Genomic DNA, 17,474 nt, shown 5'->3' with positions numbered 1-17,474 from the left:
ACTCACCCTTGTCTCGGGTGATTCACTTTTACCCCCTCAATCCGACTATGTGCCAGTTTGGGGTGCGGAATGTGGGTGTTAATGGAAGCTAAAAACACCGGATACGGGTTATCTTTGGGACCACTGGGCCCCATTAAAACCTGACACCCGCGACTTTCTAATTGGCGGGCACACTGTTCAGCCCACCGCTGGCTGAGGGGATCTCTGGCTTTGTGGGCGATAATTACTTGTTTTAGTTGCACAACCTATCGATTTTTGATTTTTGATTTTTGATTTTTGATTTTTAGATTTTTAAATTTTAGACTGAATCGCCGCGAACGGGACGATCGCATCGTACCTGGAAAAATATTATTCCGATGCCCCTGGAAATCTCCTTGAGATTTGAGATTTGGGATTTTTGATTTTTAGATTATTAGATTTTAGACTGAATCGCCGCGAACGGGACGATCGCATCGTACCTGGAAAAATATTATTCCGATGCCCCTGGAAATCTCCCGTCCGAGACTCTCCCTCTGGTTTATAGCAGTTGCAAAAAGTAATCCAATTTTTGGAAATCTCCCAACCATTATCTCATATCATGTCCGACCGATTGACCGCGATTAAAGGCTTAGGAAGGGTTTACAGACTTTCCCGTTTCTCTTCAATATCTTGGCGAGGAGAGCCCCTACAGGAATCATGGTTAATTAACGGGACATGATATCATCTTTAATTCCCAATTCTTGAATCTAAAATCTAAAATCTAAAATCCTATTACCCGTCGCTGCGGCTGGATTTGGGCCGCGGCCAGATGATGCTGGAATCAGCCGCGAGCACGCGAGAAACTGCGCTCGCCCCAAAGCGGTTGAGGTGGCTGGGGTCAACAAAATAGTCGTTGCGACCCGGCCACCGCTGCGACAAGTCGCGGAAAGCGAAGCCTTGTTGGCGCGAGAGTTGCTGCATTCGCTGCCGAAACTGCTGTTCTGCCCGCAGGCGAGTTCCGTCTAAGTAGTCGTTGGTGAGGGGCAAATTAACGAAAATTAGGGGAATTTTGCGAGCTTTGGTAAATGCTACAACTGAATTAAAGGCTGTTGCTTGTTTGCCTCCGAGGTTGAAGTTTTCGTAGTCGCGATCGTACTGGCCTGAAACGTAAGCGCGTTCTCGATAATAAGTGTTGGGATTGTACTTGCCCGACATAGCCATGAATCCGTTGGAGTCGATCGAATCTGCCAATAGGTTGACTTGTCTGGTGGCTACTGTTGTCCGTCGCGAAGCTGGAATCAATTGTGCTTTTTGGGTGGCTGCATCCGCTGCGATCGGTTTTAACTCATATCTTGCAGCATTCTCAGCAACGGGCAAGATACCCGTTCCACTAGACAGAAATTGGATTGTGAGGTCTAGGGGTTGGGCATCTTGCCCGCCCCTGAAAGGTCGATCTACAGAGGTAAATGCTCTGCGGAAAGTGTTTTTAGGGCAGGGCTGCGGGAATTTGTAACACTGGGGAATCGCGTTGGGTTCATCGGACGGCAGTTCGGGGCGAACGCCTGCGGCTAAAAGTTGGCTGCCTTCAGAATCGACGATCGAATTAAAAGTGCGATCGTCCCGGCCGCTGTTAAATCCCCGCACACCGTCTGCCCAGATAATCATTTGAGGCAAATGACCGGGCTTCAAAAGCCGCCGCAGTTGAAAGTCTACTACTTGTGCAGTTGCGCCGTTGACTGAAAAGTTAAATACTTTTAAGCCCGGACGGCCATTTTGGGCCAAAGATTGTTTTAGCTGTTTGGGATCGACGCCCTGCAATGCGCGGGAACTACCGACAATCAAAACATCTGGCGGGCCGACTGCAGCAACGTAGGATAGGTAAAGTCCGAGTTGTTCGTTGAGTAAATCGCTGCTGAAGCTGACTGTACTGGCTTGCGCTCTGGTTGCGCCCGCTTGCTGCTGGGAATAAACCAGATTTCTCATGTACTCGATTACTTTTTTCTCCGCAAACGCCCGTCTGGGACTGCCTGGGGGAACTGCTTGCATCCAAGCGACTGCCTGCACCCACAGCGTGGCTACTTCGTCCCAGTCTTGTTTTGAATTGGCTGATTGAGCCAAATTAGAAGCTTGGGTGGCAAAGTTAACTGACTCCGTGAAAGCATCGTTTTGTGGGCATGAAGCAGCGCTGAGAGATTTTTTGGATTTGTTGAGGTTTCGAGCTAACAGAGACGTTGGGGACTGGGCTAGGACTGCGGATTCGATCGAACCCTCGGCCGCTGCGGTGTTGGGCGGCTTGGTTGACGAACATCCCAAAGTTACGGCTAATACAGCGGCTGCGGCGCAGGTACGTTTTAAGATGCTGGTGCTGATGCTAGCAATGTAGCGGCGAATCATAAAGCTTTCAGCGATCGCGAAACATTACTAGATATTACTAATTATTCGGCGGATCGAGCAATTAGCTCAAACAGATGTTTTAACCATTCAATAAAAATTAAGGCGATCGGGCAATCGCATCTGAGCACCTGCGCTGTTATTGCTTGTCCCATCGGCATTGCAGGCGTTTTCTGCCAGGCCGGCCAAGTGTGGATTAGCGCTTTGGGACGATGAATTGAACTGTAGCGGTTAAGTCCGGCTTGTTCGAGTTCTCGTAAAATTGCTTCAGCTTTCGGACGCAGCGCGTCGCCAGGGGGGATGAGATAGGCGACAAAATCTTCTAACATTCCAGGAAGTTGATTGTTTGGCATCAACCAAACTCCGACGCGAGGCAAGTACGGATCTGAAGGTGTGCAAACCCAGCCTTCGGGAGGGGGAGATTGCGGGATGTCTCGATAGCCGATCGCACTCAGTTTATCTTTAAGAGATTGCCACCGCGCACTTAAATTGCGATCGGCATCTACCACAATTCCCAAGGTGCGTAAATTCTCTGCTTTCAATCTTTCTGGCAAGCCATTTAGCAGCGCTTCAACTCCTTCTGTACCTTCTTCTTGCGGTACTTCGACGGAAAATGTTTCTGGCAGTTGATATTGCTGGCACAAAGCCCAGATTACGTGTCGGTCATTCTTACCTTCTACCAATAACTGTTGAGGTTTTGATTGAGGAGGTTTTCGTGCTTTTGGCATCAGCGCACCTCGATACTTTGGCGCACTGCAACGGACAATTCATCGGGAGTGTATTCAACTGCACGAATATCATCACCGCGCCGACTCAAGCGAAATAATTTGCCAACTGAACTATCTTGTGACTGTTCTAAGGCTTCTTGAAATGCGGCTATGCAGTCCCAACTGTGGGTAGTGGCAAAGACTTGAACGTTCAATCGCTGTGCTGTTTCAAATATCAATCGCCACATATCAGTTTGGGTTTGATAGTAAAGACCTGTATCAATTTCATCTACTAGCAAAAATCCCTCTTCTGACGATACTGCTGCCATTGCTATACTAATAATTCGGTGCATACCATTGCCCATACTGCCAAGAGTAACTGGGTTATTTTGCCCTCTAATTTTAATCAAAATACCGCTGTAATTAGTGGGATTGCTGGTAAAACTAATACGTTCTACATCGGGTTCTAAGATTTGCAACGCTGCTACTAAGTTTTCTTCTTTTGGGGTCAGTGTAATCGCATCCCAATACAGAGCCAATTCTTTAAAAGATATTTCCGTAGTTTTGATTAAATTAAAGTTATATTTATTAGTACCAACCAGCGATGAATAGTTATTATTTTTTTCGCTCGATTGAGGAGAGACAAAACTAGAAATAGTGGAATTGGGCAACAGTGAAATTTTGAATTTTGCATTCTCGTTGTAGCAAGCAATTAATTCCCCTGCTAAAAATCTTGTTTCTAATTCGTCGGCTGCGGGAACTAATACCTGTTCATTTTTAGGACTTGCTTGAATTTTGATCGATAGTTGTTCTTCTTGCTGAGATCGAATGTGAATACTTCTAGCTGGAGTTAGTTGATGTCCGTAAAAAATATGTTCAAAGTGATATTTGATGCGGTTTACTTGACTAGATGCACCTTGGATCTGTATGTAGCTCGTTTCACCGCGACTATTTAGTATATCAAAGACAGCTTGAATATTCTGCTGTTTTACTAATAAATAAATTGCTTCCAAAAAAGTAGTTTTACCGCTATTGTTTTGACCGACTATCAGATTAACCCTAGCTAGCTCGTCGATATGAAAATCTTTAAAACAGCGATAATTTTGGATGGTGAGATCGCCCAACATGGATTCCTCGCATATTAACTATATTCTATCATTTCTCCGTTCAGACTAGAAACCTGTATGAGATTCGATGACGGCTTCGGCTTGCAGGGCGATCGACCTCAATTTATCCAGTGTATCCTGGTTAGCACTCTGCCACAACCCCCGCTGACGGGCTTCTAGCAATCTTTCCGCCATATCTCGCAGTGCCCAAGGATTGTTTTCTTGAATAAATGCCTGCACTTTCTCATCAAAAATGTAAGCCTCGGCGATTCCTTCATACATAAAATCCTCTACACAATTTGCTGTAGCATCGTAAGCAAACAAAAAATCAACAGTTGCTGCAATTTCAAACGCACCTTTATAACCGTGTCGCATCGCACCTTCTATCCATTTCGGATTCACAGCCCTGCTGCGATAAACCCGTGCAATTTCTTCCCGCAGTTGCCGCACTTTCGGATTTTCGGGAATTGAATTATCTCCGAAATAGGTTTCAGGATTTTTGCCTTGCAAATTGCGAATTGCAGCGGTCATCCCGCCTTGGAATTGATAATAATCATCCGAGTCGAGGATGTCGTGTTCGCGGTTGTCTTGGTTTTGCAGAACTATTTGCATTTGACCGAGGCGTTTTTCAAATGCTTCGGGTGCAGAACATCCCCATTCAGTCTGTTTAACTGCTGCTACATCTCCCGGCAAATTTGAGGAACTAGAGGAGGTATAGGCGTAACTGCTCCAATTAATGTAAGCTTTTGCTAAATCGCTGTCGTCTGTCCAGTTTTGAGCTTCAATTATGCCTTGAAGTCCTGCGCCGTAAGCACCCGGTTTTGAGCCAAAGACTCGAAATTGCGATCGCCCTTGCGCCTCTTCCTGACTCAAACCTGTAGATTCCCAATACAAAATCTCTTCCTTAACTTGTGCGGCTAAAGGGTTGTTTTCTGCCGATTCGTCTAAATCTGCCACAGCTTTTACCGCACTGTCAAACAAATCAATTAAATTAAAAAAAGCATCGCGGAAAAAGCCAGAAATTCGCAAAGTAACATCAACGCGCGGCCTTCCCAAAACAGAAACTGGCAAGATTTCAAAATCTACAACCCGGCGCGAAGGGCCATCCCAAACTGGTTGAACTCCTATCAGCGCCAAGGCTTCGGCGATGTCGTCTCCCCCCGTCCGCATGGTGGATGTTCCCCACACTGACAAACCCAAAGTTTTCGGATATTCGCCGTTTTCTTGGGTGTATCTTTCGATTAAAGTTTCAGCAGCAACTCTGCCAACTCTCCAGGCGGTTTCTGTGGGAATGGCGCGGATATCTACTGAGTAAAAATTGCGACCGGTGGGCAATACATCTGGTCTGCCGCGAGTGGGTGCGCCGGATGCGCCGCTTGGTATGTGCCGCCCATCTAGTCCGCGCAAAAGGTTGGTAATTTCTTGGTTTGTTTGGAGGAGTGATGGTAAAAGATAGTTATTTATCCAGTTTAATTCTTGTTGGGTTGCTTCTCCTATTGTTGGGAGATTTTTAACTGCGGATGAACGCGGATGAATGCGGATGTTTTCGATTAAATTATCTACTAATTCAGCGGCTTTTTGTTCGAGTTCGGCTGTTAAATCGCCTGCTGTGCGGTGCTGAATTATCGACCTTGGATCGCAGGTTAAGGGGTCGAAATCGTAGCCTGAGTCTTCTGCTAGGGCGCGGGTTATGCCCGATCGCCCGTTGGTGGGATGGCGGGCGATCGCAATTATCAAATCTCTCAACTGTCTACCTTCGGGACACTGGCCGAAAATGTGCAATCCGTCGCGGATTTGGGATTCTTTGAGTTCGCAAAGATAGCCGTCTGTGCGTGTGATAAATTCTGTAAATTCCGATTTATTTAGTTGTATTCCTAAGTCTTTATCTAAGTTTTCTTTGTTGGTGAGGGCGAGAATGCGATCGCGAATCATGGGCAATCTGGACGGATCTAAACTTTGGGCTTCGCAATACTCGTCGATTAAGGTTTCCAACTGCTGCAAAGGCCCGTAGAGTTCGGCGCGAGTCATCGGCGGTGTCAGGTGGTCGATTATCACAGCTTGCGATCGTCTTTTTGCTTGGGAACCTTCCCCCGGATCGTTGACAATGAACGGATAAAAGTTCGGCATCGCGCCTAATGCTACTTCTGGATAACATTTGTTAGACAATGCTACACTTTTACCGGGAAGCCATTCTAAATTGCCGTGTTTTCCGGCATGAATTATAGCGTCTATTCCCAATTTTTCTCGCAGCCAATAATAGTAAGCTAGATAATTGTGAGTTGGTTCTAAGTCTGGGGCGTGATAATTTAATGCGGGGTCAAGTTCGTATCCCCGCGATGGTTGAATTCCTACAAATACATTACCGAACTGAATCCCCGGAATCGGAAAAGACTTATTGTTACTTATAAAATCTTGTGCATAGCTTCCCGGAAGCCCCCATCTTTTACAAATCCCATCTTGCACTTCCTGCGGCAAACTAGCAAAATATTCTTCATATTCTGCCAAATCCAAAAATTGATGAACAGGCCGCAGTTCGCGTCCTTCCGGGTCATTTGTCACGCCAGAAGTCAGGAGTTCAATTAACTCGTTGCCGCTAGCGGGGATGTTTTCAATTTGATAGCCAGCTTGCTGCATAGCTTTGAGGATTTCGACACAGCTAGCGGGCGTATCTAAGCCGACGCCGTTGGCTAAGCGGGCGTTGCGGGTGGGGTAATTTGCCAGAATTATGGCGATGCGTCTGTTGGCGGTGGGAGTTTGTTTGAGTCGCACCCAATTCGCGGTTAAATCTGCTACAAATGAAATGCGATCGCCCGCTGCTACATAGCCTACTACATCTGTTTCTAATTCGCTGTTCCAAGTCTGTACCGCTTTAAAAGAAACAGCCCTAGTAATGATTTTTCCGTCTACTTCCGGCAATGCTACATTCATCGCCACATCCCGGGGCGAAAGTCCCTGAAGTTCCGTTTCCCACTGTTCCAAACTGCCACCGCTGAAGATTGCTTGCAATACGGGAACGTCTAAGGATTTTAAGCTGTTTTGTTCCGGTTCTTGACTGCTGAAACCCGAGACTGCAAAACTTGTGGTGTTGAGCAATAATTGAATTGATTCTGATTCTTTGGGCTGGAAATATTCCAGCAATTCTATTTGCAAATCGGGTTCCCGCAGAGAAGACACAAAGACGGGAACTGGGACTAAATTTCGCTCTACTAGAGCTTGACAAAGTGCATCAATTGGTGCTAAGTTTCCTGATAAATAATGAGCGCGGTAAAATAAAATTCCGACTTTAGCTATAGTTGGTAAATTTAATAAATTATCGGGGAACTTATTTTGTATTGTGGAGCAGGCATCATTTTGTATTGTGGAGCAGGGCCTGCTATCTTGTAAGGGCAGGGAAGATGCCTGCCCCACAAGATTTGTCCAATCATATATTCCGACGCGGGAAACTGTTTGAGGGAGGGGCGGATTGTAAGCAGTTTTCAAGCAAGTATCGGCTGCAAATTTTAGTGCGTTAACAAAGTTTTGGACTCCGCCTTCTGTAAAGTAGCGCCACAGTTGATTGACTGCGGATAGCGATACATTGGAATGGCTGATTAAATCTGGATCTGGACTGTCTTCTCCCGGCATTACAATCAGTGATGCGTTAGTTTTCTGCACAGTTTCCCGCAGAATTTCTAACCCGTAAGACCAATAAGAACGCCCTCCTAACAGCCTTAAGATGATGACCTCTGCGCGTTCTAAAACTTCCTCGGCATAGGTGTCAATTGTTAGCTGTTGCTGCAACTGAAGCAGGTTTACTGCGCGCACTTTGGGAAATTTTGCCGGCATTTTGGATGCGGCGGCTGCGAGTGTTTGAATGTCGGTGTCAGCAGCACTAATAAATACTATTGGTGCGGGGGTTTGCTGAATAAAAATTACTCCTTCTGCTTGAGGGTTCCAACCTCCGGGTGTGGCGGCTATTTTGTGCATTAATTTTTTTTATGTTAATAAATAGTGAAAGAAAGTGCGATCGCCTTTACTATAACATGACTTATACATAAATAGAGGCTAGGGCGTGTTTCCCACCCGGACATCCCCGCCCAACCGAGAGAGGGCGAACACGGGGACACCGCCCTACATTCGGGGGGAGAATGAGCGTCAAAGTCCCGGAAATCTCAACCTATAAACTGATAAATAAAACTCCCAAAATCATGATTCCGGCCCCTAATAATCTTTGTTGAATATCTTTTTCCTTAAAAATGAAATGACCGAACAATACACCGATTAACACGCTAGTACGCTTAATCGCGACCACTCGCACTACGAAAGTTAATGTCAAAGCTTGCATTTGAAACATTACTCCAGTAGCATTGATAAACCCCATAGCAGCTAGCATTGGTAATTGTTTGAGAATTTGTCGCCCTGGATTTGGGGTTTTGTGCAATAAAACTGGCAGTAGCAAAACAGTCATTGTACTGAACAAAGAGAATATCCAAAAAATAGGGTAGGAATTTGTAACTCCTATTTTGTCACAATTTGAGGCTATACTCCATAGAAGTGCAACGATTAACATCAATTTGGGTCCGGGTTCACCCAGCAGTGCTTTGAATGGAGCTAAATATCCTTTAGATTTCTCTTTGATATTTAATAAATAAGAGCCTGCTACGATTAGTAAAATTCCAAGATAATCAAAAAGTTTGGGATATTCACCGACAATTAACGGTGAAGTTACCAACATGAATAATGGTGTCAAAGCTACCAGCGGTAGTGTCAGGGATAAATCTGATAGTTTGATGGCTTTGATGTAGAGGAGAGCTGTGACAGCGTTGATGCTACCTCCGATTAATAAGGCGAGCCAAAATTGAGAGTTTAATGCCGGAATTCCTGTATAAGTTACCCAGGGAAGCAAAAAGATGACTGAAAAAAATGAGAGAGACCAAGCGACAACATATTCGTCACTTTTTTTGAGGTTTTGTTTGCCAAAAACGTCTTTGAGGGCTTCAAAGAAAGCGGTAAAGATTCCTAAAATTAACCAAGTCAACCTAAATATGCGCTCCTGACTCGCTCGTCGTTTAGCAAATCCGTTCCAATACCTGTGAGGGTAATGTTACCTGCTTCTAGTACGTAACCCCGATCGGCAATTTGCAGTGCTAAATTGGCGTTTTGTTCGACTAAGAGGATTGTAACGCCTGTGGAACGCAGATTTTGAATGATTGCGAAAATTTCTTTGACGATCGCGGGTGCTAAGCCTAAACTAGGCTCGTCTAATAATAGCAGTTTCGGGCGGCTCATCAGCGCACGGGCGATCGCCAGCATTTGCTGTTCCCCGCCGCTGAGAGTTCCTGCTAGCTGGTGGCGCCTTTCTGCTAAGCGCGGAAATATCTCAAATTGGCGCTCTAAATCGGCTTTTACGGCCGCCGAGTCCGATCGAATATAGGCCCCTAATTCTAAGTTAGCCAACACCGTTTGCTTGGCCAAAACCCTCCTCCCTTCTGGACTGTGGGCGATTCCCAATTTCACGACTTCGTGAGCTTGACGGCGGGTAATATCGCGCCCGGTATAAATAATTTGTCCTTGGTTTATATTAACTATTTTGGAAATAGCCCTGAGTGTGGTACTTTTGCCCGCACCGTTGGCACCGATGAGACTGACAACCTCCTCCGCATTCACGGTTAAATTAATATTTCGCAGGGCTTGAATGCCTCCGTAATTTACACAAATATTTTTTAGTTCTAAGATTATATTTTGTGCTGTCTCGGGTGGAGTATGTTGCATTTTTTGTGACTTAATTCTTGATAAAAAACTGTCTTTTTTCCAGCAGTTTGCGAGTCAGTCAGTCCGCGATTCCGCCAGGGGTTTCAACCCCTGGTTCATAGCTGAAGTCCTATGAAGACTGGCAGATACATTTAGGACTAACTATTATTCTCAGTCCGCGCACCCTCCGGACTTTGTGCGTGCAGAGACGATTTCCAATTACTCGGTGACTCAAGATGACATAATTTCAATCGATCTAATTTTCATCTCCCAAATAAGCCTCAATCACCGCTGGGTCATTTCTCACAACAGCAGGTTCGCCCAAGGCAATAAGCTGACCGAAATGCAAAACGGCAATCCGATCGCACAATCCCATAACTAGCGGTACATGATGCTCGATCAATATTACAGTTAAATTGAATTGTTGGCGCACTTCTCGGATAAATTCGCTTAATTTCTGCTTTTCATTGGGATTCATCCCCGCAGCCGGTTCATCTAACAAGAGTATTTGCGGTTCTAAGGCTAAAGCGCGGGCAATTTCTAAGCGCCTCTGGTCGCCGTAGGGCAAGTTTTTGGCTTGTTCGCCCGCGCGATCGCCCAATCCGACTAAATCCAACAATTCTAAGGCTTTCCGCTGGGTTTTGCGTTCCATTGCGTTAGATACTGGCAAGCCGAAAATCCCCGCCAGCACCGATAAAACTGGATTGCCCGATCGACTGTGGATGTGTCTGGCGATCGCCACGTTGTCCAAAGCAGAAAGTTCCCCAAACAACCGAATATTTTGAAAGGTTCGGGCCATACCTTTATTAGCAATTTGATAAGGTCGCAGTTTAGAAATATTTTCGTTTTGATAAATCAAAGTGCCACTAGAGGCAGGTATCAATCCAGTCATTACATTAAATAGAGTAGTCTTGCCAGCGCCGTTAGGGCCGATCAATCCAAAAATCTCGTGTTTTTGAACTGTGAAAGATACGTCATTCACGGCAATTAAACCGCCAAATCGGCGAGTTAATCCTTGTGCTTCTAAGATGGAATTGCTTTTTGAGAGGGTAACAGTTTCTGAAATCACAAAAAACTAGATAAAATCTGCAATATAATTATGCCTCACATTTGTATTTTAATAAATAGCCTCCCGCTTTAAAATCCTTTACTGATTACCAATTACCCATTATTAATTACTAGGCATCTAGCTGATTCAACGGAAAACCGCTATAATATTACAATTGCCGTGCCGCCTCAATCTCCTCAAGCCGTCTCGCCTGGGTAATCTTATGACGATGTACGTACCGGATTCGCAGCCTTCGCAAACAAAAGTCCTCCCTACGATGTATGATTTACCCAGTGAAGACCCGGAGGAACCCGGTTTGCCTGACGAATTTCACGAGTTTCAACCCGAACTGCTGCGTTTAACCTGCCGCCCCGCCAACCATCCACCAGAACAAATATTTATAGCGACAGACCTCAATCTCTACTACGATTCTAGCCATCTCAATTGGTACAAAAGACCTGATTGGTTTCTCGTATTGGGGGTTCCGAGATTTTATCGAGGTGAGGAATTGCGCCTCAGCTACGTGATGTGGCAAGAAAATGTCAGTCCTCTGGTAGTAGTAGAACTGCTGTCACCTGGAACTGAAGAGGAGGATTTAGGAATCACAGAAGAAGCACGAAATAAACCCCCTACTAAGTGGCGAGTTTACGAGCATATTTTGCAGATTCCTTACTACTTTGTTTTCAGTCGGTACAACAATCAACTGAGAGTATTTCGTTTAATTGGCAATCGCTACCGCGAACAAGTTTTAACCGAACCCCGATTCTGGATACCGCAATTAGAATTAGGTATAGGTTTGTGGCAAGGTTGTTATCAAGGTTGTTCGAGATTGTGGCTGCGTTGGTACGATGCCAGTGGCAACTGGGTTCTGACTCCAGAGGAGTTTGAAAGGCAGCGAGCTGAATTAGAAAGTCAGCGAGCTGAATTAGAAAGTCAGCGGGCTGAATTAGAAAGTCAGCGAGCAAACCGATTAGCCGATCGCCTCAGAGCAATGGGCATTAATCCAGAGGAGCTGTAAAATTAAATAGCAGCATGAAATGGTGCAAGCTGCAAGCGCTGTCCATAAAAACTTATTAACTAAAAATAAATTATGCCAGACTCTACCTCACTGCGCGATCGCTACCTAGCACTAATCGACAAAATTGTCGAAATCACCCTCAAAGGTCAAATTCGCTCCAAAGAACAAGTTTATCAAATGCTGGTGCAAGACATTAGCACCGGTACCGGTGAAATCTTTGAACGCTGTTTCGGCGAACGCCTCGATGCCACCGAAAATCAGCTCAGAAATGAAAAAGACGAAATCAAACAAGCAAAAGCAAATCGCACCCTTAGAGCGCTCAAAACCATCCAAGGAGAATGGGAACGCTGGCAGAAAGATAACCGCATCGATCGCGCAATTGCATCCTCAATCCAACAAATTGTTACCGCCGAACCTAACGCCCGCCTCCTGGCATTATTGCAAGTAATCGATCCGAATAAAGAACATCCGCTGACTCTAGCTCAATTGCAGCAATTGGCAAAATTACTGCACCAAGAAATGCTGCAAACGAGCAATCCCGAAACAGAGCAAGATTTGCAGCAAATCACCGCCGGCATCGCCAAAGGTTTAGAATCTTGGCAGCGTTTGGAACCGGAACTTGTAGGCTGGATTTATCAGCCGCAGCAGCTAGGATTTGCAGGTAGTCCCGAACAAAATGGGCCTTGGGCTTTTTGGGCAAAAAAAGTTAAGAGTCCCTTTCCCCAGGCTCTTTTAAATACTATTGCGCTCGGTGAATCTATAGTTCAATTCGCCGCCAAGGAATCGAATTTAGAGTTAGGCATATTGGTGGAATTGGCGATTGTTTTGCAGTCTCTACAGCGGGCGTTGGCGATCTGGTTTGACAAGCAAGTTTACGATTCCAAAGTGTCAACCAAAGCTTCTATTTCTACTTACATTACTTTTGCAGTAATTTGGAGTCAGCTAGCTAGTGGGTTTAATAATTCTACCAAGATCGGCGAACAGTTGGCAAATGCTTGTTTTCAAGTAACTTTGCAAATTCTGCGCGCTTTTTCTCAACGGGAATACTTTCCCCTTTATGGCGGAATTTTTGCTTCGTTTGATGGTAAAGCCCTGCGACATACTTTGGATTATTTAGACGAACCGCTGCGGCGAGTTGAAGGCACTCAAGCGAAAGCTCGGATTCTGACGCTTTTGGGTTATTCGATGCAGGCGGCTGGGGCTTACGAGCGATCGATCTTGCTGCACAAGCAAGCGCTGGAAATTGCCCGCCTGGAAGGAGACAAAGCTTGCGAAGTTGCCAATCTCAATCACATCAGCCGCAACTATGTTGCTCAAAAAAATTATCAGGAAGCGATTAATTACAGCCAGCGGGCTTTAATTTTGGCCAGACAAGCGGGAGAAAGGCAAGGTGAGGCAAATGCGCTGGCTAATTTGGGTTACAGCGAAGTGTTTCAAGCGCGACAGTTGGAGGAGGTGGAACCGGAGGTTTATGAGAGTGCGATCGGTTATTTGGAACAAGGTTTGTTGCTATCGGAAAAATTGGGCGATCGCCAAAGTCAAGCTTTTTGTTCCAGCAGTCTCGGTATTGCTAAAATAGCCCTGGAAAATGCTGAAGGTGCGATCGAATATTTGCTTAAAGGTTGGCAAGCCGCTCAATTTTCAGGGGATTTATATTTGCAAGGTCTGAATTTGGCTTATTTGTCTCAAGCTTATTACAGAATTCACGCACTAGAACAAGCAATATTTGCGGGCAGTTTGGGGATGTATCTTTTGGAGCAAATTGGTGCGATTGAGTGGCGTCAATCGGCTGGTTTGTTGACAATCTTGCGGGGTCAAATGGGTGCGGAATCTTTTAAACAATCTTTGGCGAAAAGTCGAGCGAATATCATTCCGGCGATCGGTGTTGACGGCTACGATTACATCCCGGAATTGCTGGAAAAATATCAGCAATCTATTTAATATCAAAATTGAGAGGCGGTTTCAAGAGACTTTTGGTCAATCGACAACGGGTTAAATCCTTCATATCAACTCCGGTAGCATCAGAATTAATATTACCCACAGTCAGGACACCGCGAGATCGAGGGTGTCCCTACAATTAATCGCGGTAGGGACACTCTCGATCTCGCGGTGTCCTCCGTATCATTCCGATGCAACGGGAAACGATATCACCCATAAAAAAGACCGATCGGGGTTAAATTTTAAATTGACCGTATAACTTTTGACTAGCAATAGCGAATGCAAATGCTTATTTCTATAGGTGAGGGGTAATACGCCCTGCGAATTTGCCAACAGTCTCTTTCTAATCGCCCGGTATATTTATTTGAAGCTCGATCGCTCTTTTAAAGCCTTGCCTCCAGTAAATTCTTAATAATTGGGATTTTGGCCGCAACTTCGGCTTGAGATACCTCGGTTTCCTGCCAACTCGATCGCCCTGCAAGTCGATCGACCCACTGCTGCAACTTCGGATACTCATCAAAAGATATGCCAAACATCCCCAGCGAAGGCACCGCAGTCCCCGCCACCACTTCGGCGAAAGTAAACTGTTCCCCAGCAAAATAAGTGCGATCGTCCGCCAGCAACCCCTCAAAAAACCTCAGCAGCGTTACTATCTGCTGTTTAGACTGTTCCAACTTCTGTGCAGTGTCTCCCGCTACACCCAGCATTTGACGTGTTAATGGAAACATTGCCGGCAACAGTTCATTTAACGTCAGCATTTCCACCATCCGTACAATTCCCAACGCTTTCGCCTCTGTCGGTAGCAGTGGAGGCGTGGGGTATTTCGCCTCCAGATAATCGAGAATTGCCAGAGATTCCACCAAAGTCAAATCTCCATCCACTAAAACCGGGATGCGGTGGAACGGGTTAATTGCCAGAAAATCCGGTTTAAATTGGTCGCCGTCGAGATTAAGTGCGATCGGCTCAAACGCAATCTGTTTTTCCAGAAGTGCCACCCACACACGGCGAGAATTCTGAGAAATTGGAGTGTAGTACAACTTGAGCATCGGATTCACCTAACGCGACACAACCAGTTTAGCAGCCAAATGTTCCGATTTATAAGGATTTGGGGGAAAGCAGAGTGTTGGCGGGAGCGATCGGCACCCCTTTGAAAAACCCAATTAAAAAAAAAGTTGTATTACCCCCTTGACAGTCTTGTAACACGTAATGTAGTATAAATGTACGGCGAAGGGGAAAGAGCTTCAAAGCCTTATCCCACAAGCAATATGAACCTTGAAAACTGAATAGGAAGTTAATCGTGTCACATAATTGCGGACATCGGCGGTGTAGACTCCGGCAACAATAGCCCGATCGGGTTGTAGTACGCGGAATCAACCGCCACCCCGTCCCAACTTGAGTAATTCAAGGACAGAATATAGTTCATTTTCGCGGGGGTATAGCTCAACCGGTCAGAGCAGTCGCCTGTCGAGCGAAAGGTTGCGAGTTCAAGTCTCGTTACTCCCGTCAGTCGATTTTAGATTTTAGATTTTAGATTTTAGATTTACTCCACAGGAGAAAAATCTGGCATCTGGAACTTCGATCTAAAATCCACACCTCCTGTCGGAAAGCAAGTATCCGTTTTTCGGCGGGGGTCAAAGTCCCGCAGGCACAAGTCAAACCGTCTCCCCCTCAAGGAGTCGATTTTAGATTTTAGATTTTAGATTTTAGATTTACTCCACAGGAGAAGAATCTGGGACTGGAACTTTGGTCTAAAATCCACACCTCCTGTCGGAAAGCAAGTATCCGTTTTTCGGCGGGGGTCAAAGTCCCGTAGGCAAAAGTCAAGCCGTCTCCCCCTCAAGGAGAAGATTGCGAGTGCAAACCTCGTCGGGACTCCCAGGTTAGGTGGCTGAGTGGCTCAAAGCGTCGGTCTGCAAAACCGAATTGCGCGGGTTCAAATCCCGCCCTAACCTCTGTTCCTATTTATTCGCAGGAGCAATCTCAAATCTCAAAGAGCAATCCAAAATCCAAAATCTAAAATCTAAAATCGATAGTGCTGTAGGCAAATGGTTTAAGCCGCTTGGTTTTCACCCAAGTGATTGCGGGTTCAACTCCCGTCAGCACTTCCAAACTGGGTCGGCCCTCCTATTGGCGTGGGTAGCTGTCTGTAAAACAGTAGCTTAAAGCGTTGCTGGTTCAATTCCAGCCTGACCCATTTGTAACTGCATTTAATCCGCAGTTGCAATCTTGAGAACGTGGTGTAGCCGGATAACATCTCAGTTAATAAAACTGAAGATTGAGGGTTCAAATCCCTCCGTTCTCGCGCTCGGAGAGGTGGCCGAGTGGCTTAAGGCGCTTTCCTGCTAAGAAAGAGCGGTTTAACAGCCGTCGTGGGTTCAAATCCCACCTTCTCCGTTTTCCCCCGATAGCTCAGTTGGTAGAGTGCTTGTGTGAAGAACAAGAGGTCGTCAGTTCGATACTGACTTGGGGGATTGCGTTGCCTTATAGCTCAATGGTAGAGCAAGCGGTTGTTAACCGCTAGGTTGTAGGTTCGAGTCCTACTGGGGCAGCCATTTTTTAAATTGCCGGGTAGACAAATTGGTAAAGTCGCCTATCTCTGAAATAGGAGTTTCTGTAGGTTCAAAGCCTACCCCGGCACCCAATAATTGGGAAGTCGCCTAATCGGTAGGGCACCGCTCTTTGAAAGCGGCAAAATGCAGGTTCGATCCCTGCCTTCCCAGTTCTGCTATTACCAAAGCAGATAAATTACACTCCTGTAGCCCAATTGGCAGAGGCCGCAATTTCAAAAATTGTGTTGTGTGAGTTCAAATCTCACCAGGAGTACCAAATTTTCAACTAAGTTTTTACTTGCTCCTGTGGCGGAATTGGCAGACGCGGCAGACTTAAAATCTGTTTTATTTTGAGTGTGAGTTCGAGTCTCACTAGGAGCATGAACGGGATGTAATTCAGCGGCCAGAAGCCATGCTTTGGGAGCATGGAGTCGTTGGTTCAAATCCAACCATCCCGACTTTACCCCTGTGATGTAATTGGAAAACATCACTCGCTCAGAACGAGTGTTTTTTGCAGGTTCAAGTCCTGTCAGGGGTATTTGGCTAACAGCCAATTTCTGCTATTTGCTCTCGTGGCGGAACGGCAGACGCGCTAGGTCGAGAGCCTAGTTTTTTACAGGTTCAAATCCTGTCGAGAGCATGAATTTTTAATAAATATAGGAGGAAGTTACAGTGTTTAAAAAAGTTGAGGAAAAAAGTACGCGCGGCGCAGCTATCCCCTAGGGAATCGCCAACTGAAACTTTGCCCCTGTAGCCCAATCGGTAGAGGCGCTAGATTTAGGATCTAGTTAGTGCTGGTTCGATGCCAGTCAGGGGTATTTGGTGACATCGCGGGGATGGAGCAACGGATAGGCTCGGCAGTCTCATAAGCTGCAAATCAGCAAGTTCAATTCTTGCCCCCGTTACCAAAGTGCAGGTGTGATGTAACTGGCAACATGAGGCTCTTGTAAAGCTTTCTTGCGAGTTCAAATCTCGCCATCTGCTTGTAACTAAGCTAGAGATATTATCTTTGTTAATTTTTTGCTAACG

The 17,474-nt window shown here is 45.8% G+C and carries 10 protein-coding genes, 19 tRNA genes and 1 pseudogene; 21 read left to right on the top strand and 9 right to left on the bottom strand.

Annotated features, from left to right (window positions below; genetic code table 11):
* Positions 1-83: 83 nt before the first annotated feature.
* The 8 genes and pseudogenes from ppnK to QUA80_RS22705 all read right to left on the bottom strand — a co-directional run.
* Positions 84-242, bottom strand: a pseudogene (gene ppnK, locus QUA80_RS22740) (NAD(+) kinase); the annotation flags it as partial.
* A 508-nt stretch (positions 243-750) separates the two neighbouring features.
* A complete protein-coding gene (locus QUA80_RS22735; RefSeq protein ID WP_333427299.1) occupies positions 751-2,352 on the bottom strand; it encodes a hypothetical protein in 1,602 nt (533 codons plus the stop codon).
* Positions 2,353-2,393: 41 nt separating this feature from the next.
* Positions 2,394-3,077 carry a DUF3226 domain-containing protein gene (locus QUA80_RS22730; protein ID WP_333427298.1) on the bottom strand — a complete coding sequence of 228 codons (684 nt, stop codon included), beginning with the start codon at positions 3,075-3,077 and terminating at the stop codon, positions 2,394-2,396.
* Positions 3,077-4,183, bottom strand: coding sequence for an ATP-binding protein (locus tag QUA80_RS22725; protein ID WP_333427297.1), 1,107 nt, complete (start codon positions 4,181-4,183; stop codon positions 3,077-3,079). The genes QUA80_RS22730 and QUA80_RS22725 overlap by 1 nt, the downstream gene beginning before the upstream one ends.
* Positions 4,184-4,228: 45 nt before the next feature.
* Positions 4,229-8,128 (bottom strand): cobaltochelatase subunit CobN, encoded by a 3,900-nt coding sequence (gene cobN, locus QUA80_RS22720; protein ID WP_333427296.1) that lies wholly within the window; start codon positions 8,126-8,128, stop codon positions 4,229-4,231.
* Between the two features lie 190 nt (positions 8,129-8,318).
* Positions 8,319-9,179 carry an EamA family transporter gene (locus QUA80_RS22715; RefSeq protein WP_333427295.1) on the bottom strand — a complete coding sequence of 287 codons (861 nt, stop codon included), beginning with the start codon at positions 9,177-9,179 and terminating at the stop codon, positions 8,319-8,321.
* Positions 9,176-9,913 carry an ABC transporter ATP-binding protein gene (locus QUA80_RS22710; RefSeq protein WP_445302277.1) on the bottom strand — a complete coding sequence of 246 codons (738 nt, stop codon included), beginning with the start codon at positions 9,911-9,913 and terminating at the stop codon, positions 9,176-9,178. Before QUA80_RS22710 ends, QUA80_RS22715 begins: the two co-directional genes overlap by 4 nt.
* A 235-nt stretch (positions 9,914-10,148) precedes the next feature.
* Positions 10,149-10,961, bottom strand: coding sequence for an ABC transporter ATP-binding protein (locus QUA80_RS22705; RefSeq protein WP_333427294.1), 813 nt, complete (start codon positions 10,959-10,961; stop codon positions 10,149-10,151).
* A 202-nt stretch (positions 10,962-11,163) separates the two neighbouring features.
* Between QUA80_RS22705 and QUA80_RS22700 the strand changes: the two genes are divergently transcribed.
* Positions 11,164-11,958: a Uma2 family endonuclease gene (locus QUA80_RS22700; protein ID WP_333427293.1), complete on the top strand. Its 795-nt coding sequence runs from the start codon at positions 11,164-11,166 to the stop codon at positions 11,956-11,958.
* 72 nt (positions 11,959-12,030) lie between these two features.
* Positions 12,031-13,899: a tetratricopeptide repeat protein gene (locus tag QUA80_RS22695; protein WP_333427292.1), complete on the top strand. Its 1,869-nt coding sequence runs from the start codon at positions 12,031-12,033 to the stop codon at positions 13,897-13,899.
* A 380-nt stretch (positions 13,900-14,279) separates the two neighbouring features.
* On the opposite strand, the gene QUA80_RS22690 is transcribed toward QUA80_RS22695, so the two are convergent.
* A complete protein-coding gene (locus tag QUA80_RS22690) occupies positions 14,280-14,942 on the bottom strand; it encodes a glutathione S-transferase family protein (RefSeq protein WP_333427291.1) in 663 nt (220 codons plus the stop codon).
* A 383-nt stretch (positions 14,943-15,325) separates the two neighbouring features.
* On the opposite strand from QUA80_RS22690, the gene QUA80_RS22685 reads away from it, so the two are divergent.
* From QUA80_RS22685 to QUA80_RS22595, 19 genes are all read left to right on the top strand, one after another.
* Positions 15,326-15,399 (top strand) — tRNA-Asp (locus tag QUA80_RS22685).
* Between the two features lie 300 nt (positions 15,400-15,699).
* Positions 15,700-15,774: transfer RNA gene (locus QUA80_RS22680), tRNA-Glu, on the top strand.
* Positions 15,775-15,848, top strand: a tRNA-Cys gene (locus QUA80_RS22675).
* A gap of 79 nt (positions 15,849-15,927) precedes the next feature.
* Positions 15,928-16,004, top strand: a tRNA-Glu gene (locus QUA80_RS22670).
* Between the two features lie 4 nt (positions 16,005-16,008).
* Positions 16,009-16,090, top strand: a tRNA-Tyr gene (locus QUA80_RS22665).
* 34 nt (positions 16,091-16,124) lie between these two features.
* Positions 16,125-16,198, top strand: a tRNA-Tyr gene (locus QUA80_RS22660).
* A gap of 5 nt (positions 16,199-16,203) precedes the next feature.
* Positions 16,204-16,290 (top strand) — tRNA-Ser (locus QUA80_RS22655).
* Positions 16,291-16,294: 4 nt separating this feature from the next.
* Positions 16,295-16,367 (top strand) — tRNA-Phe (locus QUA80_RS22650).
* 6 nt (positions 16,368-16,373) lie between these two features.
* Positions 16,374-16,448, top strand: a tRNA-Asn gene (locus tag QUA80_RS22645).
* Positions 16,449-16,458: 10 nt separating this feature from the next.
* Positions 16,459-16,537 (top strand) — tRNA-Gln (locus QUA80_RS22640).
* A 5-nt stretch (positions 16,538-16,542) separates the two neighbouring features.
* A tRNA-Gln gene (locus QUA80_RS22635) sits at positions 16,543-16,616 on the top strand.
* A 29-nt stretch (positions 16,617-16,645) separates the two neighbouring features.
* Positions 16,646-16,722, top strand: a tRNA-Leu gene (locus QUA80_RS22630).
* Positions 16,723-16,745: 23 nt separating this feature from the next.
* Positions 16,746-16,826, top strand: a tRNA-Leu gene (locus tag QUA80_RS22625).
* Between the two features lie 4 nt (positions 16,827-16,830).
* Positions 16,831-16,903 (top strand) — tRNA-Pro (locus QUA80_RS22620).
* Positions 16,904-16,907: 4 nt separating this feature from the next.
* A tRNA-Leu gene (locus QUA80_RS22615) sits at positions 16,908-16,983 on the top strand.
* Between the two features lie 28 nt (positions 16,984-17,011).
* Positions 17,012-17,085: transfer RNA gene (locus tag QUA80_RS22610), tRNA-Leu, on the top strand.
* Positions 17,086-17,189: 104 nt separating this feature from the next.
* Positions 17,190-17,263: transfer RNA gene (locus QUA80_RS22605), tRNA-Leu, on the top strand.
* 11 nt (positions 17,264-17,274) lie between these two features.
* Positions 17,275-17,353 (top strand) — tRNA-Met (locus QUA80_RS22600).
* A 4-nt stretch (positions 17,354-17,357) separates the two neighbouring features.
* A tRNA-Thr gene (locus QUA80_RS22595) sits at positions 17,358-17,429 on the top strand.
* Positions 17,430-17,474: the final 45 nt, after the last annotated feature.

The organism is Microcoleus sp. F4-D5 (assembly GCF_036704885.1).
Taxonomy (GTDB): Bacteria; Cyanobacteriota; Cyanobacteriia; order Cyanobacteriales; family Microcoleaceae; genus Microcoleus.
This window is presented reverse-complemented; position numbering and strand designations above follow the sequence as displayed.

What these genes read in the sequence shown, in the direction of transcription:
- QUA80_RS22690 (WP_333427291.1), bottom strand. Translation starts at nt 14,942, where the DNA reads ATGCTCAAGTTGTACTACACTCCAATTTCTCAGAATTCTCGCCGTGTG.
- QUA80_RS22735 (WP_333427299.1), bottom strand. Translation starts at nt 2,352, where the DNA reads ATGATTCGCCGCTACATTGCTAGCATCAGCACCAGCATCTTAAAACGT.
- cobN (WP_333427296.1), bottom strand. Translation starts at nt 8,128, where the DNA reads ATGCACAAAATAGCCGCCACACCCGGAGGTTGGAACCCTCAAGCAGAA.
- QUA80_RS22700 (WP_333427293.1), top strand. Translation starts at nt 11,164, where the DNA reads ATGACGATGTACGTACCGGATTCGCAGCCTTCGCAAACAAAAGTCCTC.
- QUA80_RS22725 (WP_333427297.1), bottom strand. Translation starts at nt 4,183, where the DNA reads ATGTTGGGCGATCTCACCATCCAAAATTATCGCTGTTTTAAAGATTTT.
- QUA80_RS22730 (WP_333427298.1), bottom strand. Translation starts at nt 3,077, where the DNA reads ATGCCAAAAGCACGAAAACCTCCTCAATCAAAACCTCAACAGTTATTG.
- QUA80_RS22710 (WP_445302277.1), bottom strand. Translation starts at nt 9,913, where the DNA reads ATGCAACATACTCCACCCGAGACAGCACAAAATATAATCTTAGAACTA.
- QUA80_RS22695 (WP_333427292.1), top strand. Translation starts at nt 12,031, where the DNA reads ATGCCAGACTCTACCTCACTGCGCGATCGCTACCTAGCACTAATCGAC.